The sequence below is a fragment of the Pseudomonas gessardii genome, from assembly GCF_001983165.1.
Classification (GTDB): Bacteria; Pseudomonadota; Gammaproteobacteria; order Pseudomonadales; family Pseudomonadaceae; genus Aquipseudomonas; species Aquipseudomonas gessardii.
On sequence record NZ_MNPU01000005.1, the window covers coordinates 115461 to 140359 of the forward strand.

At 61.6% G+C, this 24899-nt stretch carries 22 protein-coding genes and 1 pseudogene; 12 read left to right on the plus strand and 11 right to left on the minus strand.

From position 1 onward, the window contains the following. Window positions 1-116 precede the first annotated feature (116 nt). The 3 genes from BLL38_RS05960 (at window position 117) to BLL38_RS05970 (ending at window position 1891) form a co-directional block, all read left to right on the plus strand. Window positions 117-392: a polyhydroxyalkanoic acid system family protein gene (locus tag BLL38_RS05960; protein WP_038445377.1), complete on the plus strand. Its 276-nt coding sequence runs from the start codon at window positions 117-119 to the stop codon at window positions 390-392. Between the two features lie 138 nt (window positions 393-530). Then, window positions 531-953: a phasin family protein gene (locus tag BLL38_RS05965; protein WP_076961706.1), complete on the plus strand. Its 423-nt coding sequence runs from the start codon at window positions 531-533 to the stop codon at window positions 951-953. Window positions 954-964: 11 nt separating this feature from the next. Beyond that, window positions 965-1891, plus strand: a complete 927-nt coding sequence (locus BLL38_RS05970) for a phasin family protein (protein WP_076961707.1) — start codon at window positions 965-967, stop codon at window positions 1889-1891. 182 nt (window positions 1892-2073) lie between these two features. Here the strand turns inward: BLL38_RS05970 and BLL38_RS05975 are convergent, their stop codons facing one another. The 10 genes from BLL38_RS05975 to BLL38_RS06020 all read right to left on the minus strand — a co-directional run bounded on the left by BLL38_RS05975 (window position 2074) and on the right by BLL38_RS06020 (window position 15084). Continuing rightward, the gene (locus tag BLL38_RS05975) at window positions 2074-2694 is read right to left on the minus strand and encodes a TetR/AcrR family transcriptional regulator (RefSeq protein ID WP_076961708.1); all 621 of its coding nucleotides are present in this window, start codon (window positions 2692-2694) and stop codon (window positions 2074-2076) included. A 27-nt stretch (window positions 2695-2721) separates the two neighbouring features. Further along, window positions 2722-4404, minus strand: coding sequence for a class II poly(R)-hydroxyalkanoic acid synthase (phaC, locus tag BLL38_RS05980; protein WP_076961709.1), 1683 nt, complete (start codon window positions 4402-4404; stop codon window positions 2722-2724). A gap of 112 nt (window positions 4405-4516) precedes the next feature. Continuing rightward, window positions 4517-5365 (minus strand): poly(3-hydroxyalkanoate) depolymerase, encoded by an 849-nt coding sequence (gene phaZ / locus BLL38_RS05985; RefSeq protein WP_076961710.1) that lies wholly within the window; start codon window positions 5363-5365, stop codon window positions 4517-4519. A 192-nt stretch (window positions 5366-5557) separates the two neighbouring features. Beyond that, a complete protein-coding gene (gene phaC, locus BLL38_RS05990; RefSeq protein ID WP_076961711.1) occupies window positions 5558-7237 on the minus strand; it encodes a class II poly(R)-hydroxyalkanoic acid synthase in 1680 nt (559 codons plus the stop codon). A 250-nt stretch (window positions 7238-7487) separates the two neighbouring features. After that, window positions 7488-7865, minus strand: coding sequence for a gamma-butyrobetaine hydroxylase family protein (locus tag BLL38_RS05995; protein WP_076961712.1), 378 nt, complete (start codon window positions 7863-7865; stop codon window positions 7488-7490). Window positions 7866-8058: 193 nt separating this feature from the next. Further along, window positions 8059-9396, minus strand: a complete 1338-nt coding sequence (gene hslU, locus BLL38_RS06000) for an ATP-dependent protease ATPase subunit HslU (protein WP_076961713.1) — start codon at window positions 9394-9396, stop codon at window positions 8059-8061. Between the two features lie 38 nt (window positions 9397-9434). Beyond that, window positions 9435-9965, minus strand: a complete 531-nt coding sequence (hslV, locus tag BLL38_RS06005; protein WP_017738857.1) for an ATP-dependent protease subunit HslV — start codon at window positions 9963-9965, stop codon at window positions 9435-9437. Between the two features lie 255 nt (window positions 9966-10220). Then, window positions 10221-10922 (minus strand): SPOR domain-containing protein, encoded by a 702-nt coding sequence (locus BLL38_RS06010; RefSeq protein WP_076961714.1) that lies wholly within the window; start codon window positions 10920-10922, stop codon window positions 10221-10223. 1 nt (window position 10923) lies between these two features. Beyond that, window positions 10924-12660 carry an arginine--tRNA ligase gene (argS, locus tag BLL38_RS06015; RefSeq protein ID WP_076961788.1) on the minus strand — a complete coding sequence of 579 codons (1737 nt, stop codon included), beginning with the start codon at window positions 12658-12660 and terminating at the stop codon, window positions 10924-10926. Window positions 12661-12864: 204 nt separating this feature from the next. Next, on the minus strand, window positions 12865-15084 hold the full coding sequence (locus BLL38_RS06020) for a primosomal protein N' (protein WP_076961715.1): 2220 nt from the start codon (window positions 15082-15084) through the stop codon (window positions 12865-12867). 202 nt (window positions 15085-15286) lie between these two features. Here BLL38_RS06020 and rpmE point away from each other — a divergent pair, with 202 nt between their 5' ends. The 3 genes from rpmE (at window position 15287) to BLL38_RS06035 (ending at window position 17790) form a co-directional block, all read left to right on the plus strand. Beyond that, entirely contained in the window at window positions 15287-15517 is a 231-nt protein-coding gene (gene rpmE / locus BLL38_RS06025; RefSeq protein ID WP_029296053.1) for a 50S ribosomal protein L31, read from the plus strand. Window positions 15518-15531: 14 nt separating this feature from the next. After that, a complete protein-coding gene (locus BLL38_RS06030) occupies window positions 15532-16338 on the plus strand; it encodes a thermonuclease family protein (RefSeq protein ID WP_076961716.1) in 807 nt (268 codons plus the stop codon). Between the two features lie 183 nt (window positions 16339-16521). Next, entirely contained in the window at window positions 16522-17790 is a 1269-nt protein-coding gene (locus BLL38_RS06035; protein WP_076961717.1) for a malic enzyme-like NAD(P)-binding protein, read from the plus strand. 137 nt (window positions 17791-17927) lie between these two features. On the opposite strand, the gene BLL38_RS06040 is transcribed toward BLL38_RS06035, so the two are convergent. Then, on the minus strand, window positions 17928-20369 hold the full coding sequence (locus tag BLL38_RS06040; protein WP_373562140.1) for a penicillin-binding protein 1A: 2442 nt from the start codon (window positions 20367-20369) through the stop codon (window positions 17928-17930). A gap of 209 nt (window positions 20370-20578) precedes the next feature. Between BLL38_RS06040 and pilM the strand changes: the two genes are divergently transcribed. The 6 genes and pseudogenes from pilM (at window position 20579) to aroK (ending at window position 24836) form a co-directional block, all read left to right on the plus strand. Beyond that, the gene (gene pilM / locus BLL38_RS06045) at window positions 20579-21232 is read left to right on the plus strand and encodes a type IV pilus biogenesis protein PilM (RefSeq protein ID WP_076961719.1); all 654 of its coding nucleotides are present in this window, start codon (window positions 20579-20581) and stop codon (window positions 21230-21232) included. Then, window positions 21232-21783: a PilN domain-containing protein gene (locus BLL38_RS06050; protein ID WP_076961720.1), complete on the plus strand. Its 552-nt coding sequence runs from the start codon at window positions 21232-21234 to the stop codon at window positions 21781-21783. The genes pilM and BLL38_RS06050 overlap by 1 nt, the downstream gene beginning before the upstream one ends. Further along, on the plus strand, window positions 21780-22400 hold the full coding sequence (locus tag BLL38_RS06055; RefSeq protein WP_076961721.1) for a type IV pilus inner membrane component PilO: 621 nt from the start codon (window positions 21780-21782) through the stop codon (window positions 22398-22400). Before BLL38_RS06050 ends, BLL38_RS06055 begins: the two co-directional genes overlap by 4 nt. Before the next feature lie 128 nt (window positions 22401-22528). After that, window positions 22529-22912: pseudogene (locus BLL38_RS06060) on the plus strand (pilus assembly protein PilP); the annotation flags it as partial. A gap of 69 nt (window positions 22913-22981) precedes the next feature. Beyond that, window positions 22982-24313, plus strand: a complete 1332-nt coding sequence (locus BLL38_RS06065; RefSeq protein WP_076961722.1) for a type IV pilus secretin PilQ — start codon at window positions 22982-22984, stop codon at window positions 24311-24313. Between the two features lie 4 nt (window positions 24314-24317). Continuing rightward, on the plus strand, window positions 24318-24836 hold the full coding sequence (gene aroK, locus BLL38_RS06070; protein WP_076961723.1) for a shikimate kinase AroK: 519 nt from the start codon (window positions 24318-24320) through the stop codon (window positions 24834-24836). Window positions 24837-24899: the final 63 nt, after the last annotated feature.

Genomic DNA, 24899 nt, shown 5'->3' on the forward strand with positions numbered 1-24899 from the left:
CAAGGCATGCTTTGTCTTGGCAAGGCTGAAGGTAAGATAGGTGGCCACCGAGACCTTTTGCCGCATGGCGGGTGAGCCGGGTGCTCAATATGTCTTTATAACGAGGAGTCATTCAAATGGCCCGCATACAGATTGAACGTGCCCACGCACTGGGTAAGGAAGCCGCCAGGGCGAAAGCCGAGAAGTTGGCGCATAAACTCAAGGAGCAATATGGCCTGGAGCCTTCGTGGTCTGGCGACACGTTGAACCTCAAGCGTTCCGGCGTCAAAGGCACACTGAAAGTAGCTGAGGATTCGTTAAGGATCGATGTGGAACTGGGCCTGTTGATGTCGGCCATGAGTGGCACCATCAAGTCCGAAATCGAGAAGGCCCTGGATAAGGCCCTGGCCTGAGCTGCGACCGCGCGCCGCATTGGCTGGCGGCCCATTGCGCTGTTCTTAGGGTGCCGATTCTAATTTTTCTCCCTACTTTGTATTCAGCCCTCAACTCCTGTGGGCAGTTCCTCCACCCTTTTATGCGTGAGGTGCACCATGGCCAAAGTTATTTTGAAGAAAAAAATCGACACCCAAATCAGCGCCCTGAGCGACGTTAAAACCTATGCTCGCAAGATCTGGTTGGCGGGTTTGGGGGCTTATGCGAAGGTCGGCAGCGAAGGCAGCGAGTACTTCAAGGAACTCGTCAAGACTGGTCAACATGTTGAAAGTAAAGGTAAAAAAGTTGTGAATGAACAACTTGATGCCGCCAACAGTCAGATTGATTACGTTAAGAGCAATGTCTCCAGCGTCAAAGGTCGCGTCGAAGTGCAACTGGATAAAGTCGAGAAGGCTTTTGATGCGCGTGTTGCAAGTGCCTTGAATCGAATCGGCATTGCGTCTAAACATGACGTGGAGACACTCTCTGCTAAGCTCGATGAGCTAACGGCATTGCTCGAACGTGTCGCGCGTAAACACTAAGGAGACATCGGATGGCTGTTAAAAAGACTACTCAGAAAGAAGGCAGCTCTTGGGTCGGGAAAGTTGAAGAATATTCCCGCAAGATCTGGCTGGCTGGTTTAGGCGTGTACTCGAAGATCGACAGTGACGGTAGCAAACTCTTCGAGACTTTGGTTAAAGACGGCGAGAAGGCCGAGAAGTTGACCAAGAGCACAGTCGGTAAACAAGTTACTGCGGCCAAGGCAACTGCCGGTTCGCGCATCAGTGATGCGAAGAAACAGGTGTTGGGAACTTGGGGTGAGCTTGAAGGCGCACTCGACAAGCGCCTCAACAATGCCATTTCGCGATTGGGCGTGCCTAGCCGTACTGAAGTGAAGGCGCTGCACAGCAAGGTCGATACCCTGACCAAGCAAATCGAAAAACTCACCGGCGCTAAAGTTGCCCCAGTGAAAGCAGCTGCAAAACCGGCTGCCAAGCCGGTGGCGAAGACGGCTGCGGCCAAACCTGCGGCAAAAACCGTGGCCAAGCCTCTGGTCAAGGCCGCTGCCAAATCTGCAGCTAAACCTGCGGCCAAGGCAGTTGCCAAGCCTGCGGCGAAAACCGCAGCAGCCAAACCAGCAGCCAAGCCTGCTGCCAAGAAGCCTGTAGCGGCCAAGCCGGCAGCGAAACCGGCCGCCAAGCCAGCGGCCAAAACGGCTGCCGCCAAACCGGCTGCCAAGCCAGTTGCAGCCAAACCGGCTGCCGCTAAGCCAGCAGCCAAACCTGCGGCTGCCAAGCCGGCTGCAAAGCCAGCGGCGAAGAAACCCGTCGTAGCCAAGAAGCCAGCAGCGCCAAAACCAGCGGTAGCGGCCAAGCCTGCAACCCCGGCCCCCGCGACCAACTCGGCCACTGCGCCGACACCCGCCGCCGCAACCCCGACTGTAACGCCGGCAACCCCGACGCCATCCAGTCAGTCCTGATTCACGGGACGTATAAAAACGCCCGGCCTGCAAAGGTCGGGCGTTTTACTGGGTGCTTGCAACAACACATTCCTAATGTGTGTGGGCTTGTGTGGGAGCGGGCTTGCCCGCGATAGCGGTGTATCAGTGCCAGATTTGTTGGCTGACCCACCGCAATCGCGAGCAAGCCCGCTCCCACATTTCTAGTCCGTGTCGTCCAGGTAGCGCAGAGCAAAACGCTCGGTAGCCAACCGTGCCGGCATCAACAGGTGCGGCGCCACCAGCATCATCACTTGATACACCGCCACCCGCACCTCGGCCTCGCGATCGAGGATCCGCTGGTAATCCAGGGAAAACAGCAGGGTCATGGTGATCTGCTCCACCAGTTGCCCCAGGGCCTGGGTATCGCTGACCAGCTGCCCCTCGGTCTTGAGCCGGGCCAGCAGCGAAGCCAGGGTGCGCTTGAGTGCGGTCAGCAGGTGGCGAATGCCCTTGGCCAGCTTCGGCAAGCGCCCGGCCAGGTTCGACAGGTCCTGGAACAGGAACCGATAGTGCGCCATGCGCTCAACGATCAGGTGCAGGAACAGCCAGTAATCCTCCGGCGCCAACTGCACATCCGCCGGCGGGTCGAGCAGTGGCGCCAATTCCCCCTGGAAGCGCTCGAACAACCCCAGCACCAGGGGCTCCTTGCCATGGAAGTGGTAGTAGAGGTTGCCGGGGCTGATCCCCATTTCATTGGCCACCTCCATGGTTGAAACATTCGGCTCGCCCTTGCGGTTGAACAACTGCAGGGCGCATTCCAGGATACGGTCGCGGGTTTTCATCCAGTCTTCTTAATCTGATCGTTGAGCTCAGCGCACCCGCACATAGGTGCCCGGCGCTGCTTCCATCGGTGGGTAGTTCTGGTTGCCCAGGGCTGTCAGGGTCTCGCGCTGCACCCCGGAACGTTGCTGGATCCACTCAAGCCACTGCGGCCACCAACTGCCCTCGACGTGGCTGGCGTCGTAGTACCAGGCGCGTGGGTCGCTGCTCAGCTTGAGGTTTTCGACGAAGTTGGCCTTGGGGTTGCCCGGCGGGTTGAGGATGCTCTGGATATGCCCGCTGTTGGAAAGCACAAAACGTTTGTCGCCGCCCAGCAGCAAGGTCGAGCGGTAGACCGCGTCCCATGGCGTGATGTGATCGTTGATGCCGGCCACGCTAAAGCTGTCGACGGTGACTTTATGCAAGTCGATGGGTGTGCCGCAGACTTCCAGGCCGCCAGGGTGGCTCAACGGGTTGTGCTTGAAGAAATCCAGCAGATCGCCGTGCAAGGCTGCCGGCAAGCGGGTGTTGTCGTTGTTCCAGTACAGGATGTCGAACGCGGGCGGTTCCTTGCCCAGCAAGTAGTTGTTGATCCAGTAGTTCCAGATCAGGTCGTTGGGGCGCATCCAGGCGAAGACCTTGGCCATGTCCCGGCCATCGAGCACCCCTTCCTGGTAGGAGCGACGCTTGGCCGCTTCCAGGGTCTGTTCGTCGGCAAACAGCGTGGCGGGGCTGTCGAGCTGGCTGTCCAGCAGGCTCACCAGGTACGTGGCGCTGGCGACCCGCCGTTGTTGGCGCTTGGCTTGCAGGTGGCCTTGCAGGGCGGCGATGGTCAGGCCACCGGCGCAGGCGCCCATCAGGTTCACTTCGCGGGCGCCGCTGATTGCCCGGCAGATATTCAGCGCTTCCTCCAGCGCTGCCACATAGGTCGACAGGCCCCACTCGCGATGGCGCACATCCGGGTTGCGCCAACTGACCATAAACACCTGTAGGCCGTTTTTCAGGGCGTACTGCACGAAACTGTTGGCCGGGCTCAAATCGAAAATGTAGTACTTGTTGATCTGCGGCGGCACCACCAGCAGTGGCCTGGCGTACTGTTTTTCGCTCATGGGCTTGTACTGGATCAGCTCCAGCAGTTCATTGCGAAACACCACCGAGCCGGGCGTGGTGGCTACCGTCTTGCCGACCTCGAAGGCCTGCTTGGTGACCTGGCGCGGCAGGCCGTTGTTGTGCAGCAGGTCATCGAACAGGTTGCCCATGCCGCGCACCACGCTGTTGCCGCCGGAGTTGAGCAACTCCTTGATCGCCAGCGGGTTGAGCAGGGTGTTGGACGGCGACAGGGCATCGTTGAGCAACGAGAAGGCAAAGTGCGCCCGTGCGCGGTCGTCGTCGCTCAGGTGGCTGTCGTCAATCCAGTGCCGGGTTTGTTTCTGCCAGCTCAAATACGCCTGCAGGCTGCGCCGGTACAGGGGGTTGAGGGTCCAGGTGGGGTCGGCGAAACGGCGGTCGTGGGGGTTGGGTTCGTGCACGGTTTCACCCAGTAACACCCGGCCCAATTGCCCACCCAACGCCAACGCATGCCGGGCGCTGTGCAGCGGGTTGCGCAGCCCATGGGCGGCGACGCTGCGCAGGGTCGACAGCAGGTCCCGGCCACGCAGGCCGGTGATTGCACTTTGTGCATTGATGAACGCGGCGGGTGTGGGCGCCGGGGTCTTCAGGGGTCTGTCACGCATGAGTCAACACTCCTTCGTCAATTCATCAACAAGCACGCCAATGCAGAACCATAGTCGGTTCTGGCCAAGTTGCGCATAAGGATCATCCTGATCCGATATCGCTCAGGTGCTGCTATAGGGGGGCCGGTTGCGGGTGGATTACCGCGCGCAAGCGTTCCTCCTGGAGAAATTTCATGATGATCGGTGCCACCGCTTCGGCCCGGGTGATCAGGAACAGGTGGCCATCGTCGATGATGTGCAACTGCGCATTGGGAATGCGCCAGGCCAGCATGCGCATGTTGACCAGCGGGATCAGTGGGTCATCGTCGCCGGCCAGCACCAGGGTGGGTTGCTTGATCTTGTGCAGCCAGTGAATGCTGGTCCAGCCAAACCCTGCGAACAGTTGCCAGTAGTAGCCCAGCTTGCCGGCCGAGCGCACTTTGCTCGCGTGTTCGGCGGCCAGCTTTGAGTCCCGGCGAAACGAGCCGCCATAGATCATCGGCGCGATACGCACCACGTGGGACGGTTGGATGTAGCGCCGCGGGCTGGCCATCAGCCACAGCACCTTCGGCTTGCCGGGCACCATAAAGGCGCCGGCGGCGGTGGCGGCGAGGATCAGCTTTTTGCAGCGCTCCGGGTAGTCGTAGGCAAACTGCTGCGCCAGGGCACCGCCCCAGGACACCCCGACGGCATTGACCTGGCCATAGTCCAGGTAATCGAGCATACGTGCGGTGAGTTTGGCCAGGCCGGGAAAGCGATAGGGCCGGCTGGGTGTCGACGAGCCGCCCACCCCGGGTACGTCGAAGGCAATCACTTCCAGGTCCGGGTCAAGAGCCTGGACGAACGGAAACACCAGCTCAAGGTTGGCGCCGATGCCGTTGAAAATCAGCAGCGGCGTCAAGTGAGACTTGCCCGGTCGTACCGCCGTGCGGATGGTCTGGCCATCCAGGTCGATGGTACGGAAGATGAACGGTTGCGGCATGCTCAAGCCCTGTGAAGTGTTACTGCTGGAATGGGGCCAATGTGTGTGGTTTGTGTGGGAGCGGGCTTGCCCGCGATGGCATCCACTCGGTTTGACAGAGACACCGTGTTGCCTGCATCGCGAGCAAGCCCGCTCCCACCTTGACCGAGTTCCCACATTTGATCCCATTGCAATCGCGCAAAGGTGTCTGCCTTACCGCTCGTGCACGTATGTCCCGGGTGCAGCTTCCGCCGCTGCGTAGGCCTTGTTACCCAAAATCGTAGGTGACTTCTTCAACTTGCCCGAACGCTCCCCCAGCCAGCCCTGCCAGTGCAGCCACCACGAGTCGGTATGCTTGGTGGCGTTTTCCTGCCAGTCCAGGGCCTTCTCGCCCATGCTCTCGCTGGTCTGGTAACGCGCCTTGGGGTTGCCGGGGGGGTTGAGGATGCTCTGGATATGCCCGCTGCTGGACAGCACGAACTCGACCTTGCCGCCAAACAACTGCGCCGACTTGTAGCAGGACTGCCACGGTGTGATGTGGTCGTTGGTGCCCGCCAGCGAGTAGATATCGGCCGTCACCTGCTTGAGGTCGATCGGGGTGCCGCACACTTCCAGGGCATTGGCCCGCACCAGCGGGTTGTTCTTGAACAGTTCGATCAGGTCGCCGTGGAAGGCCGCCGGCAAGCGTGTGGTGTCGTTGTTCCAGAACAGGATGTCAAACACCGGCGGTTCATTGCCCAGCAGGTAGTTGTTGACCCAATAGTTCCAGATCAGGTCATTGGGGCGCATCCAGGCAAACACCTTGGCCATGTCCCGGCCTTCCAGCACGCCGGCCTGGTAGGAATGGCGCTTGGCCGCTTCCAGGGTCTGCTCGTCGACGAACAGGGCCACCTGGGTGTCGAGGGTGGTGTCCAGCACGCTCACCAGCAAGGTCAGGGCGTTGACCTTCTTCTCGCCCAGCGCCGCATAGTGGCCCAGTAGCGCGGTGCAGGTGATACCGCCCGAGCAGGCGCCGAGCATGTTGACGTCCTTGCTGCCGGTAATCGCCGTGACCACATCCACCGCCTCTTTCAGCGCCTCGATATAGGTCGACAGGCCCCATTCGCGCTGGGCCTTGGTGGGGTTGCGCCAACTGACGATAAAGGTTTGCTGGTTATTGCGCAGGCAGAAACGCGCCAGGCTCTTGTCCGGGCTCAGGTCGAACACATAAAACTTGTTGATCTGCGGCGGCACCACCAGCAGCGGGCGCTCGTACACCTGTTCGGTGATCGGCTTGTACTGGATCAGCTCCAGCACGTCATTGCGAAACACCACCGCGCCTTCGCTGGTACCCAGGCTCTTGCCCACTTCAAAGGCGCCCATGTTCACCTGGCTCGGCATGCCGCCGTTGTGCACCAGGTCCTTGGCCAGGTGCGAGAGGCCGTCCAGCAGGCTCTTGCCACCGGTTTCAAAGAAGCGCTTGACGGCGGCCGGGTTGGCGGCGCTGTTGGTGGGGGCCATGGCCTCGGTCATCAGGTTGATGACAAAGTGCCCGCGGCTGATGTCCTGTTCCGACAGGTTGCTGTCACCGATCCAGTCGTGCAGCTCCTTGCGCCATGCCAGGTAGGTTTGCAGGTAGCGTTTATAGAGGGGGTTCTGGCTCCAGGCCGGGTCGTTGAAGCGACGGTCATCGCTTTCAGGGGCAAGCTCGGATTTGCCGAATACGACGTTCTTCAACTCGACGCCAAAGTGGGCGACGTGCTTGACGCTGTGCAACGGTTGCTTGATGGCCTGGGTCAGCACCATCCGCGCCGAAGCCAGTAAATCCTTTTTGCGCAACGCGATGATCGGGTTCAGCCCCAGGGTGTTTTCCGAGGCCTGGCGTTTCAAGTCATCGTTATTCTTGTTACTCATCCACGACGCTCCATTGTCCGAAAGACGAGTACCGGGTACCGCTGTGCAGCCAACTATCGATGCACAACACAAGCCTGGTACTGCTGCTCGGGTGACCGTAAATACTGCATCGTCAAATGCAGGGAACTTGCCAGATCCATTGGTTACCCGAGTTTAATTTTTTTCGCAAGCGGACCAATCTTTGATCACACCACAGGGCATTCAAGCAGATGAAATTAGAAAATGCCCACTAATGAGCAACAGGCTTGAGCTAGAGCATCAGCTTGATGACGGACTGGCTCGGGTCGCGGGTTTTTCCGGCGGCCTTGAGCTCGGCAAGATAGTCGGCCCACAACGCGTCCTGACGTACGGCGAGTTGGTAGAGATAGTCCCAGGTGAACAGTCCGCTGTCATGACCGTCGTCGAAGGTCAATTTCAGTGCGTACTGCCCGGCAGGTTCGATCTTGGTCAGGCCGACATTCAGCTTGCCAAATTGCAGGATCGGCTTGCCGTGGCCCTGGACCTCGGCGGAGGGAGAGTGCACCCGTAGCAGTTCGGCGCTCAGGTGATAGACCTCGTCGGGGCCGTAGGTCAGCGAGAGGGTCTTGGAGGCTTTGTGCAGGTTGATGGCGGTGGGCAGTTTGGTCATTTGGGGAACCGCTCAGAGATGATCCTGAAGGAACCGGCTTTAAAATGTGGGAGCGGGCTTGTGTAGGAGCTGGCTTGCCTGCGATGGCATCACTGCGGTGTTTCTGACACCACGCGGCGATCCCATCGCGGGCAAGCCCGGCTCCCACACAAGCCCGCTCCCACATTAAAGCAGAGCGGTTCCTGTGTGAGGCTTACAGGATATAACGAGACAGGTCTTCGTTCTGCGCCAATTCGCCCAGGTGGTTGTTGACGTAGTCGGCGTCGATCCTGATCGCCACGCCATTCTGCGCGCCCGCCATGTCGCCGGCGCTGAAGGACACTTCCTCCAGCAGGCGCTCAAGCAAGGTGTGCAGGCGACGGGCGCCGATGTTCTCGGTCTTCTCGTTGACCTGCCAGGCAATTTCCGCCAGGCGCTTGATACCGTCGGGCAGGAACTCGATCCCCAGGCCTTCGGTTTTCAGCAACTCGCGGTATTGCTCGGTCAGCGAAGCATGCGGTTCGCTGAGGATGCGCTCGAAGTCGCCCGGGGTCAGGGCCTTGAGTTCCACGCGAATCGGCAGGCGGCCTTGCAGCTCCGGCACCAGGTCGCTGGGCTTGCTCAGGTGGAACGCGCCGGAAGCGATAAACAGGATATGGTCGGTCTTGACCATGCCCAGCTTGGTATTCACCGTGCAGCCTTCGATCAGCGGCAGCAGGTCGCGCTGCACGCCTTCGCGGGATACATCGACGCCGCCGGAGTTACCGCGCTTGGCCACCTTGTCGATCTCGTCGATAAACACGATGCCGTGCTGCTCGACCGCTTCCAGGGCCTTGGCCTTGAGCTCTTCCTCATTGACCAGGCGCCCGGCTTCTTCGTCACGCACCAGCTTGAGTGCGTCCTTGACCTTGAGCTTGCGGCTTTTCTTCTTGCCCTTGCCCATGTTGGCGAACAGGTTCTGCAACTGGCTGGTCATTTCTTCCATGCCAGGCGGTGCGGAGATATCGACGCCGGCGCTTTCGGCGACTTCGATCTCGATTTCCTTGTCGTCCAGCTGGCCTTCACGCAGGCGCTTGCGGAACAGCTGGCGCGTATTGGAATCCGAAGCGGGTGCGGCGTCTTCATTGAAACCGGCCCGCGCCGGCGGCAGCAGGGCATCGAGGATGCGCTCTTCGGCGGCGTCTTCGGCGCGATGGCTGACCTTGGTCATTTCCTGTTCGCGCAGCAGTTTCAGGGCGGCGTCGGCCAGATCACGGATGATCGACTCGACGTCGCGGCCCACATAGCCGACTTCGGTGAACTTGGTCGCTTCGACCTTGATGAACGGTGCATTGGCCAGCTTGGCCAGGCGCCGGGCGATCTCGGTCTTGCCGACACCGGTCGGGCCGATCATCAGGATGTTCTTGGGGGTTACTTCAACACGCAATTCTTCGGGCAGTTGCATCCGGCGCCAGCGGTTACGCAGGGCGATGGCAACGGCGCGCTTGGCATCGTCCTGGCCGATGATATGGCGATTGAGTTCATGGACGATTTCGCGGGGAGTCATGGACATAGTGGTGTGTGGTCCTCAAGCAGGAAAAAGCCGACGGCTTATTCCGCGAGGTCCTGCTCCTCAATGGTCAGGTTGTGGTTGGTAAACACGCAGATATCGCCAGCGATACCGAGGGCGGTCTCGACGATTTCCCGGGCAGACAGGTCGGTTTTCTTCAGCAAGGCACTGGCGGCGGCCTGGGCATAGCCACCGCCGGAACCCATGGCGATCAGGCCGTTCTCGGGCTCCACCACGTCACCGTTGCCGGTGATGATCAGGGATGCGTCTTTGTTGGCGACGGCAAGCATGGCTTCGAGGCGGCTGAGGGAGCGGTCGGTGCGCCACTCCTTGGCCAGTTCGACAGCGGCGCGCACCAGATGGCCCTGGTGTTTTTCCAGCTGGCCTTCAAAGCGTTCAAACAGGGTAAAGGCGTCAGCGGTGGCCCCTGCAAAACCGGCGAGGACCTGGCCGTGGTACAGGCGGCGCACTTTTTTGGCGTTGCCTTTCATCACGGTATTGCCAAGGGAAACCTGGCCGTCGCCGCCCATGACGACTTTGCCGTGGCGACGAACTGAAACGATGGTGGTCAAGGGGAGAGTCTCCACGCTGCGGGGCGAAAATGCCCTGATGGAACTCATATGGGGGTGGTGGGGGAGATTTCAACCGTAGGGCGGGTGTGCGGACGAGTGGTGTCTGGCGGGCCGGCACAAGCTCAAGAGCACTATAAAACCAATGTGGGAGCTGGCTTGCCTGCGATAGCGGTGCACCCGTCACTGAAAATATTGACTGATACACCGTCATCGCAGGCAAGCCAGCTCCCACATCTGATCCATGTTACCTGTGGCTCAACGGCTCTGGCGTTGTTGTAACAACAGGTTGCTAAAGCCCGCGCCTGCCAGTTGTTTCTGCGCCACGGTCAGTTGTTCGCGGTTGCTGAACGGCCCCACCAGCACGCGATACCAGGTCGCTTCCTTTACGGTCCCGGACTCCACCGTCACCGTCTGCCCCAGCAGGATAATCTGCGCGCGCACCCGATCCGCATCCGCCTGCTTGGGGAACGAGCCCGCCTGCAGGAAGAACTTGGTCACCGGCGCCGCCTTGGTGGTGGCGACCGGTGGTGCCGGCGGCGGGGTAATCCCGGCCAGCGCCGCCTGGGCCCGCGCGGTGTCGATCTTCGCTGCCTCCGCCGGGGTCACCGGGGTGGTCGGTATTTGTGGCGTCGGCAGGGTTTTCTCCGGCACGGCGTCTTGCGGCACGATCACTTCCGATTCCGGCAGCAGCGTGTAGAAGTCGTATTTCGGCTTCACCGGTGCGGTCGGGCTTGGAGGTGTCTTGTTCGCCTCGGCGATCTTGCTAGCCTTCTGCTGCTCCTGCTTGACCCGCTTGACGTCTTCGCCCTGGCCCGGCTCCAGCTTCATCAGGAACACGATAAACGCACCGACCGACAGGCCGATGGCCAGCCACATCCAGCCCGGGATCGGTTGTTTTGCCGGTGCCTGGTAGCGGCTGGCGCCGCGCTTGGGTGCAGGTTTTTTCTTGGCTGCCAACTTACATACGCTCCAGAGTTTCCAGGCCCAACAGTTCCAGGCCTTGCTTGAGGGTCCGTCCAGCCAGTGCGGCGAGGCGCAGGCGGCTTTGCTTCTGCGTTTGGTCGTCGGCGTTCAGGATCGGGCAGTTCTCGTAGAAACTGGAGAACAACCCGGCGACTTCATACAGGTAGGTGCACAGAATGTGCGGCGTGCCTTTCTCGCCGACGCTGTTGAGCACTTCGCCGAACTGCGCGAGCTTGGCCGCCAGTTCCTGCTCGTGGGGCGCGTCCAGCACGATCTGCCCTTCGACTTCGCTGAAGTCCTTGCCCAGCTTGCGGAAGACGCCGGCCACACGGGTGTAGGCATACAGCAGGTACGGCGCGGTGTTGCCTTCAAAGTTGAGCATCAACTCGAAGTTGAAGCTGTAGTCGCTGGTGCGGTGCTTGGACAGGTCGGCGTATTTCACCGCGCCAATGCCCACCACCTTGGCGATGTTGCGCAGGTCGGCTTCGGCCAGCTCCGGGTTCTTTTCCTTCACCAGGTTGTAGGCACGCTCCTGGGCTTCGTTGAGCAGGTCGATCAGCTTCACGGTGCCGCCGTCGCGGGTCTTGAACGGGCGGCCATCGGCGCCGTTCATGGTGCCGAAGCCCATGTGCTCCATGTGCATCGGGTGGGTGACGAAACCGGCGCGGCGCGCCACTTCAAACACTTGCTGGAAGTGCAGGGCCTGGCGCTGGTCGACGAAGTACAAGGCGCGATCGGCCTTGAGCACGCTGCTGCGGTAGCGCACGGCCGCCAGGTCGGTGGTGGCGTACAGATAGCCACCGTCGGCCTTGACGATGATCACCGGCAGCGGCTCGCCGTCGGCGGTCTTGAATTCGTCGAGGAACACGCACTGGGCGCCGTTGCTCTCAACCAGCAGGCCCTTGGCCTTGAGGTCGTTGACCACGTTGATCAGGTCGTCGTTGTAGGCACTTTCGCCCATGACGTCGGCCATGGTCAGCTTGACGTTCAGCAACTCGTAGATTTTCTGGCAGTGCGACAGAGAGATATCACGGAAACGTGCCCACAGCTCCAGGCATTCCGGGTCGCCGGCCTGCAACTTGACCACCAGGCCCCGGGCGCGGTTGGCGAACTCTTCGGATTCGTCGAAGCGTTTCTTGGCGGCGCGGTAGAAGTTTTCCAGGTCCGACAGCTCGTTGCTGGTGATCGGGTTTTCTTGCAGGTACGCCATCAGCATGCCGAACTGGGTGCCCCAGTCGCCCACGTGGTTCTGGCGGATCACGGTGTCGCCGAGAAACTCCAGGACCCGCGCCACGCCGTCGCCAATGATGGTCGAGCGCAGGTGGCCGACGTGCATTTCCTTGGCCAGGTTGGGGGCCGACAGGTCGATGGCCACACGCTGCACAGGGCCGGCCTTGCGCACGCCGATTTTGGCGTCGGCCAGGGCGGCGTCCAGGCGCGACGCCAGGGCCTGGGTATTCTGGAAAATATTGATAAAGCCGGGGCCGGCGATTTCGGCCTTGCTGACCTGTGGATCAGCCGGCAGCGCGGCAATGATTTTTTCCGCAAGGTCACGCGGTTTCATGCCCGCAGGCTTGGCCAACATCATCGCGATATTGCTGGCGAAGTCGCCGTGGGTCTTGTCTCGAGAGTTTTCCACCTGGATCGCCGGCGTCAGCCCTTCAGGCAACACACCTTCGTTGACGAGTTGGGTGAGGGCTTGTTGGATCAACTGGCGAATTGTGTCTTTCATGGTGTTCTCTTTCGACCGCAAGCGGCGGCGCGCGATGCGCAGGTGGAAAAACTGGACATTATCCGGTGCCAGGGCAGGCTTGCCAACCTTCAAGGTCCGTTACTGGACCTGCGGGCCTCATCGCGGGCAAGCCCGCTCCCACATTTTGATGTGTGAATACCGTCAAATGTGGGAGCTGGCTTGCCTGCGGTAGCAATTTACCTATCAGTACAAATCCACCGGATCGACATCCAACGACCATCGCACCTGTCGCCCGCTGGGCATTTGCTCCAGCGCAAGTAACCAGCTACTTAATAGCCGATGCAGCGGCGCGCGGGCGCTGGCTTGCAGCAGGAGTTGTGCGCGATAACGTCCGGCGCGGCGCTCCATCGGTGCTGGCACTGGGCCCAGTAACTCGATGCCGCTCAGACCCAACTCGCCGAGCAAACGTTCAGCCGCGCTGCACGCTTCGTCCAGGAAACCTTCGGCCTGCCCCGGTTTATGGGCCTCGGCGCGCAACAGCGCGAGGTGCGCAAAGGGCGGCAGGCCGGCGGAGCGGCGCTCGCTCAAGGCCTGCTCGGCGAAGGCGAAATAGCCTTGTTCTGTCAGTTGAATCAACAGGGGGTGGTCGGCCAGGTGGGTCTGGATGATTACTTTGCCAGGCTCCTCGGCCCGCCCGGCGCGGCCTGCGACCTGCACGATCAGCTGCGCCATGCGTTCACTGGCGCGGAAGTCCCCGGAGAATAGCCCGCCATCGGCATCCAGGATCGAGACCAGGGTCACGCGCGGGAAGTGATGGCCTTTAGCAAGCATCTGCGTGCCGACCAGGATGCACGGCTGGCCTTTCTGGATGGTGGCGAACAACTGGTTCATCGCATCCTTGCGCGACGTACTGTCGCGGTCCACCCGCAGTACCGGGAAGTCGGGGAACAGAATCCCCAGGCGTTCCTCGGCGCGCTCGGTGCCTGCGCCCACGGGCCGCAGGTCGACTTTGCCGCATTGCGGGCAATGGCGCGGGACCCGTTCCACATGGCCGCAATGGTGGCAGCGCAATTCGCCCGAGCGCTGGTGCACCGTCATCCGCGCATCGCAGCGGTTGCACTCGGACATCCAGCCGCAGTCGTGGCATAGCAAAGTCGGCGCAAAGCCCCGGCGATTGAGGAACACCAGCACTTGCTGGCCGGCCGCCAGGGTCTGGCCGATGGCTTGTTGCATCGGCCCTGAAATTCCGCTGTCCAGTGGCCGGCTTTTCACGTCCAGGCGCAAGAAGCGCGGTTGCTTGGCGCCGCCCGCGCGCTCGTTGAGGCGCAGCAGGCCATAGCGCCCGGTGTAGGCGTTGTGCAGGCTTTCCAGGGAGGGGGTGGCCGAGCCCAGCACAATCGGGATGTTTTCCTGGCGTGCCCGTACCAGGGCCAGGTCGCGGGCGTGGTAGCGCAGGCCTTCCTGCTGTTTATAAGAACCGTCGTGTTCTTCGTCGATGATGATCAGGCCGGGGTTTTTCATCGGCGTGAACAGCGCCGAGCGGGTGCCGATAATAATGTCGGCCTCGCCGTCCCGGGCGGCGAGCCAGGATTCCAGGCGTTCGCGGTCGTTGACGGCCGAGTGCACCAGGGCGATCCGCGCATTGAAGCGTTGCTCGAAGCGCGCCAGGGTCTGCGGGCCGAGGTTGATCTCGGGGATCAGCACCAGTGCCTGTTTGCCGGCTTCCAGGGTTTCGCGGATCAGTTGCAAATAGACTTCGGTCTTGCCGCTGCCGGTAACGCCGGCCAGCAGGAAGGCGTGGAAGCTGTCGGCGCCGGCGCTGATGGCTTCAAAGGCGGCGCGCTGTTCCGGGTTCAGCGGCAGTTCCGGTTGGGCCAGCCAGTGTTCATGGCGCTCGCCGGGGGCATGGCGGCGGATTTCCACCTGCACCAGGTCCTTGGCCAGCAGCAGGTCCAGGCTGTCTTTGCTCAGCATCAGTTTGCTCAGCAACTGATGAGCAACGCCGTGGGGGTGCTGCGCCAGGGTGGCCAGAGCCTCACGCTGACGCGGGGCGCGGGCGATGCGTGGGTCGTCCAGGCGTGCGCCCGGGGCCATCGACCAGAAACGCTCCTGGCGGGCCTCGGCCAACTCGCCCTGGCGCAACAGCACCGGCAACGCCCAGCTCAAGGTATCGCCCAGGCTGTGCTGGTAATACTGGGAGGTCCACAGGCACAGCTTGAACAGCGACGCCGGCAGCGGTGGCGTGGCATCCAGGATGGCCAGGGCCGGCTTGAGCTTTTCTGCCGGCACTTCGCTGTGGTCCGCCACTTCGATCAGGATCCCGATCATCTCCCGCCGACCGAACGGCACGCGCACGCGCATCCCCGGCTGCAACTGCGACCGTACGACACCCGCAGGCGCCCGATAATCGAACAGACGGCGCAGGGGCGAGGGCAGGGCGAGGCGCAAAATGGCGTCGGGCACGCGGGCGATTCTCATATGGCAGGCGGTGAAGAAGGGCGCGAGCCTAGCAGACCCGCAGGGGAGTGTCCTGCCACAGTTTCTGATGAAAGGGGGCATGGCGGCGCTTGCGCGTTTAAAAAGCTCTGGTAGAATCCGCAGCCCAATTACGTGCGGTATTCGACAATAGTGTCGAGTGGCGGCACGCTAGCCCGAGGAAGACACCATGAAAGCCGATATCCATCCAGCGTACGAAACCATCCAAGTTACTTGCAGCTGCGGCAACAAGTTCGAAACTCGCTCGAACCTGTGCAAGCCACTGGGTACTGACGTATGCAACGAGTGCCACCCGTTCTACACCGGTAAGCAGAAGACTCTGGATACTGGCGGCCGTGTACAGCGCTTCGCTGACCGTTTCGGTGCTTTCGGCAAGAAAGCTCCAGCTGCTGCAGAGTAAGGTTAAAGAGCCTGATGGGCTTTTACTTGCTAATGAAAAAGGCGTCCCTTGCGGGCGCCTTTTTTGTGCCTGCGATTTGGCTGTCGGCCGCCCAGGCCGAGGTGTTTTGCCCCGCGCCCGCTGCGCTCAGCACCTTCGAGGTGCAGCGCGTGGTGGATGGCGACACCGTGCGCCTCAAGGACGGGCGCAGTGTGCGGATGATCGGCGTCAATGCACCGGAGACCGCTAAGAAAGGCCGCCCGGACGAGCCATTCGCCGTGGCTGCGCGCCAACGCCTGCAAGGGTTGGTGGAGGCCAGTGGGGGTCGGGTCGGCTTGGTGCCGGGGCGCGAGGCCAAGGACCGTTACGGGCGGACCCTGGCCCATCTTTATGGGGCCAACGGCGCGAATCTGGAGGCCCAACTGCTTGCCGAGGGGCTCGGGTTCCTGGTGGCGGTGGCACCCAATGTCGATCTGGTCGCCTGCCAGCAAGCGGCTGAGCGCAGTGCGCGGGTGGCAAGGCTGGGCCTGTGGCGCCAGTCGCCAGTGCAGAAAGCCGGGCACATCCAGCAGTCGGGCTTCGCCGTGGTTAGCGGGCGCGTGAGCAAGGTCGAACGCAATCGCGGCGGGATCTGGATCGAATTGCAGGACTCCCTGGTATTACGGGTTGCACCCAATCTGGCCGGGCAATTCGATAACGCCCTGCTCAAGCGCCTGCCAGGCCAGGCTATCGAGGCCCGCGGCTGGGTGCTGGACCGCTCGCGGCGGGGCGGCCTGAAAAGTGGCCAGGCGCGCTGGCTGCTCCCCTTGACCGACCCCGGCATGCTGCAATTGGCACAATAAGAAAAAATTGTAGACATTTTTTCTATCAATTGTGAACAGTTGTAGGCCTTGTATCCCGTGGCTCTTGGCCGAAAGTCGTAGGGCAGGGCCCTTGACACCGGTGACTGCCCAGTCTTGTAGGGACTTTGCGACACGAGTATCCTCGGCGGTCCGTCGTCCAACAGTAAAAAGCGGAATGCCGATATGTCTGATTTGAAAACTGCCGCTCTCGAATATCATGCCCATCCTCGTCCAGGAAAGCTGAGTGTCGAGCTCACCAAAGCCACTGCTACCGCACGCGACCTGTCGCTGGCGTACAGCCCCGGTGTAGCCGAGCCCGTGCGTGAAATCGCCCGCGATCCTGAACTGGCCTACAAATACACCGGCAAGGGCAATCTGGTTGCAGTGATTTCTGATGGCACCGCGATTCTCGGCCTGGGTAACCTCGGCCCATTGGCCTCCAAGCCCGTGATGGAAGGCAAGGGCGTACTGTTCAAGCGCTTTGCCGGCATTGATGTATTCGACATCGAAGTCGACTCCGAAAGCCCGCAGGCCTTCATCGACACCGTCAAGCGCATCTCCATCACCTTCGGTGGCATCAACCTGGAAGACATCAAGGCACCTGAGTGCTTCGAGATCGAAAAGGCCCTGATCGAACAGTGCGACATCCCGGTATTCCACGATGACCAGCACGGCACCGCGATCGTTACCGCCGCCGGCATGATCAACGCCCTGGAAATCGCTGGCAAAACCCTGTCCGAGGCCAAGATCGTCTGCCTGGGCGCCGGTGCCGCGGCCATCTCGTGCATGAAGCTGATCGTCAGCATGGGCGCGCGCCTTGAAAACATCTCCATGGTCGACAGCAAGGGCGTGATCCAGTCCGAGCGGACCGACCTGAACCAGTACAAGGCGATGTTTGCCCACCCGTCCTCCAAGCGCACCCTGGACGACGCCTTGAACGGTGCTGACGTATTCGTCGGCCTGTCCGGCCCGAACCTGCTGAGCGCCGAAGGCCTGAAGCTGATGGCGGCCAACCCGATCGTGTTCGCTTGCTCCAACCCTGATCCAGAAATCGCCCCGGCCCTGGCACACGCCACCCGTGACGACGTGATCATGGCCACTGGTCGTTCGGACTTCCCGAACCAGGTCAACAACGTATTGGGCTTCCCGTTCATCTTCCGTGGCGCCCTGGACGTTCGCGCCAAGCGCATCAACGAAGAGATGAAAGTGGCTGCCGCCAACGCCCTGCGTGAACTGGCCAAGCTGCCGGTGCCTCAGGACGTGTGCGACGCCTACGGTGGTGCCAAGCTGGAATTCGGCCGTGAGTACATCATTCCCAAGCCAATGGATAAGCGCCTGATCACCGTGATCTCCGATGCCGTGGCCAAGGCCGCCATCGAGACAGGTGTGGCTACCCTGCCGTATCCGAAGAACTACCCGCTGCAAAGCGTGGATGATGTGTTCAACGGCTAAGCCGTTGTAGCGCCCCCACAAAAAAGCCCCGGCTCTTGCGAGTCGGGGCTTTTTTTGTAGGGGCAGAATGCAGGCTCAAATGTGGGAGCGAGCAAGCCCGCTCCCACACAAATCCGCTGCCACAATGGGACCTGTGTTTAGAACAAATCGATCGGCGCCGACTCATCCGCCGGCAGCGGGCTGCCCGGTGCCACGCCATTGCCCAGTTCATTCATCGACGGCGGCGTATCTTCGCTCTTGAACAGTTCAAAGTACGCATTCGGCGTGCCTGGTACGGCGGCGCGGCCGCTGATCGGGTCGATGCGCAGGCTGAGGATGCCTTCCGGCTCGGCCTGGGTGTGGGCGGGCTTGTCCTTGAGGGCGGCGCCCATGTAGCTCATCCAGATCGGCAGCGCCACGGTGCCACCGTACTCGCGGCGGCCGAGGCTTTCCGGTTGGTCGTAGCCGGTCCAGACGGTGGTGATGTAGTCGGCGTTGTAGCCGGAGAACCACGCATCCTTGGATTCGTTGGTGGTACCGGTCTTGCCCGCCAGGTCCGTGCGGCCCAGGGCCAGGGCACGGCGGCCGGTGCCGCGCTTGATCACATCCTGCAGCATGCTGGTAAGAATGTAGGTGGTACGCCCGTCAACCACACGTTCGGCCACGGCCGGTGTGTGTGGGGCCGGTGCCGCCTCCGTGGGCACCGCGCCTGGCGCAGGCTCGATGGTGATGCCAGCGTTGGCCGGTGCCGCCAGGCCATCGCTGGCGGCGACGCCGTTGGGCACGCTCGGCGGGTTGGCGACAAACAGCGTGTCGCCGTTGCGGCTTTCGATCTTGTCGATCAGGTACGGCGTGACCTTGTAGCCGCCGTTGGCGAACACGCTCCAGCCGGTGGCGATCTCCATCGGCGTAAGGGTCGCGGTGCCGAGGGCCAGGGACAGGTTGGGTGGCAGGTCCTGCTTGTTGAAGCCGAAGCGGGTCATGTAGTCGATGGTCTTGCCCACGCCCATCGCTTGCAGCAGGCGGATCGATACCAGGTTGCGCGACTTGTACAGCGCCTCGCGTACGCGGATCGGGCCGAGGAAGGTGTTGGTGTCGTTCTTCGGGCGCCAGACCTTGTCCAGGTACTCGTCGACAAACACGATCGGCGCGTCGTTGACCAGGCTGGCGGCGGTGTAGCCGTTATCCAGCGCGGCACTGTAGACAAATGGCTTGAAGCTGGAGCCCGGCTGGCGCTTGGCCTGGGTGGCGCGGTTGTAGTTGCTCTGCTCGAAGGCGAAGCCACCGACCAGGGCGCGGATCGCGCCGTTCTGCGGGTCGAGGGAGACCAGGGCGCCCTGGGCGACCGGGACCTGGCTGAATTTCAGGCTATCGTCCTTCTGGCGCTGCACGCGGATCAGGTCGCCGACCTGGGCCACGTCCGACGGTTGCTTGGGCATCGGCCCCATGCTGTTGGTGTTCAGGAAGGGGCGGGCCCACTTCATGCTGTCCCACGCCACATGTTCTTCGCCGCTGCGGGTCAGGACCTGCACGCCATCTTTTTTCACCTGGGTGACGATGGCCGGATCCAGGCCGCTGATGGAGCGCTGCTTGCCCAGCTCGACGGTCCAGGCGCTCAGGGTCTTGCCCGGCAGGCGCGATTCCGGCCCACGGTAGCCATGGCGCTGGTCGTAGGTGATCAGGCCTTCGTGTACTGCGTGGTTGGCAATTTCCTGCAAGTTGCTCGGAATGGTCGTGGTAACGCGGAAACCTTCGGTGTAGGCGTCGCTGCCGTAGCGGCCGACCATTTCGGCACGGGCCATCTCGGCGATATAGGGGGCGCTGATTTCTGGCGTCGGCACGTGGTAGCTGGCGTTCAACGGCTCGGCCACCGCGCTTTCATAGGCGCTCTGGTCGATCTTGCCCAGCTTGTACATGCGCCCCAGGATCCAGTCGCGGCGTTCCTTGCTGCGGGCCGGGTTGGCCAGCGGGTTGAAGCGCGACGGGGCCTTGGGCAGGCCGGCAATCATTGCCATTTGTGCCAGGCTGGCATCGCGAATCGACTTGCCGTAGTACACCTGGGACGCGGCCTCGATCCCGTAGGCGCGGTTGCCCAGGTAGATCTTGTTGACGTACAGCTCAAGGATTTCATCCTTGGTCAGCTGGCGTTCGATCTGCAGCGCCAGGAGGATCTCGGTGGCCTTGCGCGAGAAGCTGCGCTCGCTGGTGAGGAAGAAGTTCTTCGCCACCTGCATGGTGATGGTGCTGCCGCCCGATTGAATGTGTCCGCTTTTTACCAATTGCGTGGCTGCGCGCACCAGGCTGCTGGGGTCCACGCCATAGTGGTTGGCAAAATTATCGTCTTCAGCCGACAACAGGGCATTGATGAAGTTGGGTGGAATGTCGGCGAAACGGATCGGGGTGCGGCGCATTTCGCCGAACTCCGCGATCAGTTTTTCATCGCTGCTGTAGACCCGCAAAGGAATCTGCAACTGGATACTTCTCAGGGCCTCTACCGAGGGCAATCCCGGGCTAAGGTAGAGATAGGCGCCGCTGAACACGAGCAGCAGCCCGCAAACGATAGCGACGAAGGAGTACCCGAAAAACTTCAGCAGACGAATCAAGGCTTTTGGATTTCCAGAGAAAAGAATGAGTTAGGTGTCGGGGGTAGGCATGCCGACCCGACCTGCAGATAAAAAGCGGGAAAAAACGCTGGGCATTAAAGCATTTTTCGCCTCGGGGCGTCATGGGCGCTGCGGGACCGAGCCGACCGAATGCATCAAACCCGAAATTGATCAGCCCTGAGACAGGCAAAGCTTTAGGGAGTTTTATGAAAAAGGGATTTTTCAGGCGAAAAGCCGATACCGTACTGGGCGTGGACATCCAGGATCACGGCGTGCAGGTGCTGGAGCTGGCCCGTGCCGGCGATGGCTATGCGGTGCGCACCTATGCAAGCCAGCCTTTACCGGGCCACGCGGTGCTCGACAGTAATATCGTTGATCTGGAGGTTGTCGCGCAGGCCCTTTCCAAGGCATTGTTCCGGGCGCAGACCCAGGTCAGGCAGGCGGCGGTTGCCGTGGCGGGGCCTTCGGTGATCAGCCGTATGGTTGCGCTGGAGGCCGGGCTTGAGGCCGGCGAGATGGAGCGGCGCCTGCACTGCGAAGCCGAGCAGTACATTCCTTATCCGCTGGATGAGGTGGCGATTGATTTTCAGGTCCAGGGCCCCTCGGGTCGTGAGCCCGGTTATGTTGATGTGCTGCTTGTGGCGTGCCTCAAGGAGCAGGTGGAAGCGCGCGAAGCGGTGCTGGCCCTGGCCGGCCTGGTTGCACGAGTCGTGGATGTAGAGGCATTTGCCTTGGCGCGGATGACCGATCAGGTGGTCGCCCGGATAGCGCCGGGGCGTGGGATCAATAGTGCACAATGGGCTGCCGATGCCCAGGGATTGCGGGTCGCCTGCGGTTTGGCCCTCAGGAGTTTCGATTGATGACAAGAATCAACCTATTGCCCTGGCGTGAAGAACGCGCCGAGCGCCGTCGCAGGTTTTTCCTGATTTTCCTGTTGGTGATCAGCCTTATTGCATTGGCCGCGGTATGGCTGGCCGACCGCGTCATCGACCGTGCGATTGATCGGCAAGTGGCCCGTAACAACCACTTGAGCAAGCAGGTCACGATATTGGACTCACGCATCAAGACCATCGACGAGCTGCGCGAACAGCGCCAGCAACTGATGGAACGGATGAAGGTGGTCGAAGACCTGCAGAACCATCGTGCGTCCGGCCAGGCCTTGTTCGACCAACTGGCCCGTGCCGTGCCGGATGGGGTGCAACTGAGCCAGGTCAGCGTCAGCGGTACATCGGTGGAGGTTCTCGGCACGGCGGTGTCCAGTGATGATGTCGCCTGGCTGATGCGCAGCCTGGAAGCCTCCAGCGCCCTGCACGCGCCCAATCTGCGGCATGTGCGGGCCGAGGAGGGCGGTGCGGGCACTGCCTTCCAGTTGATGGTGGACCATGGGGAGCCTCAGGAGACGGGGCAGTGAGCCTTGCGCCCAGCCTGCCAGGGCTGGCACTCCCGCGACTCTCCACGCTGTACCGCAACACCGCCCACTGGCCTTTGGCTGGCCGGCTCCTGGTGGGCGTCGTGCTCGCCTTGCTGGTACTGGTGGCGGGGGATGCTGTGTACCTGGGCAGCGCCCGTGAGGTCTTGCAGCGTCAGGAGGCGGGAGAAATAACGCTGCGCCAGCAGTTTGCTACCAAAGCCCGGCAAGCCGCCCAGCATGAAGGGGTGGTGCGCGAGCTTGAAACCCTGCGCACCGCCTTCACCGAACAGTTGCGCCAAATGCCGACGCTGACGCAAATGCCCGGCCTGCTGGAAGACTTCGCCCGGCTGGGGCAGGCCAGCGGCGTGCAGGTCGAGCAGCTCAGTGTGCTGGACGAGCAGGTGCAACCCGTGTTCGTCGAACGGCCGATGCAGCTCAAACTGCTCGGCACCTATCACGACCTCCTGGCCTTCGTCAGTGGCGTGGCCGGGTTGTCGCATATCGTTACCCTGCATGACTTTGTGATTCGCCCTGCCAGCTCCCAGGGTGACGCCTTGCTGAGCCTGACGATGCTCGCCAAGACCTACAGGTACAGCGCCCAGGGAGCATTGCCATGAGCCGTCTCAAGGTTGTGGGCCTGAGCCTGGCATTGCTTGCGGGGTGCGACAGTGACCCGCAATTGCAGGCGCTGAATGACGAGTTGCAAGCGATCCGCCAGCAGGCGCTGCCGCTGGCCGACGACGTGCCGGCAGCGAGGCCCGGGCCACGGTTTGTCGCCAGCTCGCCACCCCTGCGTGATCCCTTCCAGCCACCGGACCAGCCCGCCAGTCGTCCCACCGGCAAGCCTGGACCTGCACCGGACCTCGACCGTCCCCGGCAGTTTCTCGAAGGGTTTGCCGTCGATCAGTTCCAGTTGGTCGGCACCCTGTCGCTGGGCGCGCAGACCTTTGCCCTGCTGCGCGGCGCGGCAGGTGTTCATCGCCTGGCGGTGGGGGATTACCTGGGGGCCGATCATGGGCGCGTCGTGGCGATCCATGAGGGGCAGTTGGAGCTGGTCGAGCTTTTTCCCGATGGTCAGGGCGCCTGGCTTGAGCGCCCGCGCACCTTGGTATTGAACGTGAACTCATAACGGAAGCAAAAAATGAAAAGGATTATTTCGTCCTTCGGTGTGGCGCTATGGATAGCGTTCACGGCACCGATGACTGAGGCTGTGCCCAAGCGGATCGACCTGATTCACTTGCCACCACCGGGCGGCTCGCCCCTGAATGCTGCGCGTGGCCCGTTTACCGGTGACAAGCTGTCCCTCAACTTCCAGGACATCGAGGTGCGCGCCGTGCTGCAGCAGATTGCCGACGTCGCTGGCCTCAACCTGGTGGCCGGCGATGATGTGCAGGGCTCGATTACCCTGCGTCTCAGGGATGTGCCGTGGGACCAGGCCCTGGACCTGGTGCTGCAAGCCAAGGGCCTCGACAAGCGCGTGACGGCCAATGTGCTGCTGGTGGCGCCGGCCGAAGAGTTGGCCGCGCGTGAGCTGTTGGCCCTGGAGTCGCGCAAGTTGATGACCGAACTGGCGCCCCTGCGCCGGGAGCTGCTGCAGGTCAATTACGCCAAGGCGTCTGAGCTGGCCAAGTTGTTCCAGTCGGTGGCCGGGCTTGAAGGGGCAACCGATGAGCGCGGTTCGGTGACGGTAGATGACCGCACCAACAATATCATCGCCTACCAGACGGGGGAGCGCCTGGAGGAGCTGCGGCGCATCGTCGATCAGCTGGATGTTCCGGTGCGCCAGGTGATGATCGAGGCGCGGATAGTCGAGGCTAATGTCGACTATGACAAAAGCGTCGGTGTGCGCTGGGGTGGGTTGCTGCGCAATAAAGGCAATTGGAGTGGTGGTGGGGTCGATAAAAAACCGTCAGGTGAGGGCGAGTCGCCCGATAGCTCGCCGTTCGTTGACTTGGGCGTGGTTAACCCAGGCTCCGGCCTGGGCATCGCGTTTATCACCGATAATGTGCTGCTGGACCTGGAACTCACCGCCATGGAAAAAGGCGGTAATGGCGAGGTGATTTCCCAGCCCAAGGTGGTCACGTCCAACAAGGAAACTGCGCGGATTCTCAAGGGCACCGAGATCCCTTACCAGGAGTCGACGTCCGAGGGAGCAACCTCGGTTTCGTTCAAGGAAGCCTCGCTTTCTTTGGAGGTGACGCCGCAAATCACCCCGGATGACCAGGTGATCATGGAGGTCCGGGTGACCAAGGACGAGCCGGACTACTTGAACAAGCTCAACGATGTGCCGCCGATCAAGAAGAACGAGGTCAACGCCAAGGTGCTGGTCAAGGACGGCGAGACCATCGTCCTCGGTGGGGTTTTCTCGAAAAACCAAAGCAAGGTGGTAGATAAAGTGCCATTTTTGGGCGATGTGCCGTATCTTGGCCGCCTTTTCCGGCGTGATGTGGTCGCCCAAAGAAAATCCGAGCTGCTGGTATTCCTGACTCCGCGTATTATGAATAACCAGGCGATTGCTGTGAGTCGTTGATTCTGTGCGAAATTTGATTCTTGTAGGGCCGATGGGCGCTGGAAAAAGCACCATCGGCCGTTTGCTGGCCAAAGAGCTGCGCCTGCCATTCAAAGACTCCGATAAGGAAATTGAATTGCGCACGGGTGCCAATATTCCGTGGATCTTCGATAAGGAAGGCGAACTGGGCTTTCGTGACCGCGAGCAGGCGATGATTGCCGAGCTGTGCGGCTGCGATGGCGTGGTATTGGCCACCGGCGGCGGCGCGGTGATGCGCGAGGAAAACCGGCGAGCGCTGCATGCCGGCGGTCGGGTGGTGTATTTGCATGCCTCGGTCGAGCAGCAGGTCGGGCGCACCGCGCGTGATCGCAACCGACCATTGCTGCGCACCGCCAACCCTGAAAAAACCCTGCGGGACTTGCTGACACTGCGCGATCCGCTTTATCGGGAAATCGCCGATCTGGTGGTAGAAACCGATGAACGGCCACCGCGCATGGTCGTAATCGACATTATCGAGCGCTTGCAGCAGCTGCCGCCCCGTTAAAGCCAGGGCCGAAATGCGCTATCCTCGGCAACGCGTTGCAACCGTCCGAGGTGTGGCGTAGAG

Bases quoted from the DNA above. Each gene is read 5' to 3' on its own strand.
- argS (WP_076961788.1), bottom strand. From the start codon at position 12,660: ATGAAAGACACAATTCGCCAGTTGATCCAACAAGCCCTCACCCAACTC.
- rpmE (WP_029296053.1), top strand. From the start codon at position 15,287: ATGAAAGCCGATATCCATCCAGCGTACGAAACCATCCAAGTTACTTGC.
- phaC (WP_076961711.1), bottom strand. From the start codon at position 7,237: ATGAGTAACAAGAATAACGATGACTTGAAACGCCAGGCCTCGGAAAAC.
- BLL38_RS06065 (WP_076961722.1), top strand. From the start codon at position 22,982: ATGACTGAGGCTGTGCCCAAGCGGATCGACCTGATTCACTTGCCACCA.
- BLL38_RS05975 (WP_076961708.1), bottom strand. From the start codon at position 2,694: ATGAAAACCCGCGACCGTATCCTGGAATGCGCCCTGCAGTTGTTCAAC.
- BLL38_RS05995 (WP_076961712.1), bottom strand. From the start codon at position 7,865: ATGACCAAACTGCCCACCGCCATCAACCTGCACAAAGCCTCCAAGACC.
- phaZ (WP_076961710.1), bottom strand. From the start codon at position 5,365: ATGCCGCAACCGTTCATCTTCCGTACCATCGACCTGGATGGCCAGACC.
- phaC (WP_076961709.1), bottom strand. From the start codon at position 4,404: ATGCGTGACAGACCCCTGAAGACCCCGGCGCCCACACCCGCCGCGTTC.
- pilM (WP_076961719.1), top strand. From the start codon at position 20,579: ATGAAAAAGGGATTTTTCAGGCGAAAAGCCGATACCGTACTGGGCGTG.
- BLL38_RS05960 (WP_038445377.1), top strand. From the start codon at position 117: ATGGCCCGCATACAGATTGAACGTGCCCACGCACTGGGTAAGGAAGCC.
- BLL38_RS05970 (WP_076961707.1), top strand. From the start codon at position 965: ATGGCTGTTAAAAAGACTACTCAGAAAGAAGGCAGCTCTTGGGTCGGG.
- BLL38_RS06030 (WP_076961716.1), top strand. From the start codon at position 15,532: ATGGGCTTTTACTTGCTAATGAAAAAGGCGTCCCTTGCGGGCGCCTTT.
- BLL38_RS06035 (WP_076961717.1), top strand. From the start codon at position 16,522: ATGTCTGATTTGAAAACTGCCGCTCTCGAATATCATGCCCATCCTCGT.
- BLL38_RS05965 (WP_076961706.1), top strand. From the start codon at position 531: ATGGCCAAAGTTATTTTGAAGAAAAAAATCGACACCCAAATCAGCGCC.
- BLL38_RS06050 (WP_076961720.1), top strand. From the start codon at position 21,232: ATGACAAGAATCAACCTATTGCCCTGGCGTGAAGAACGCGCCGAGCGC.
- hslU (WP_076961713.1), bottom strand. From the start codon at position 9,396: ATGTCCATGACTCCCCGCGAAATCGTCCATGAACTCAATCGCCATATC.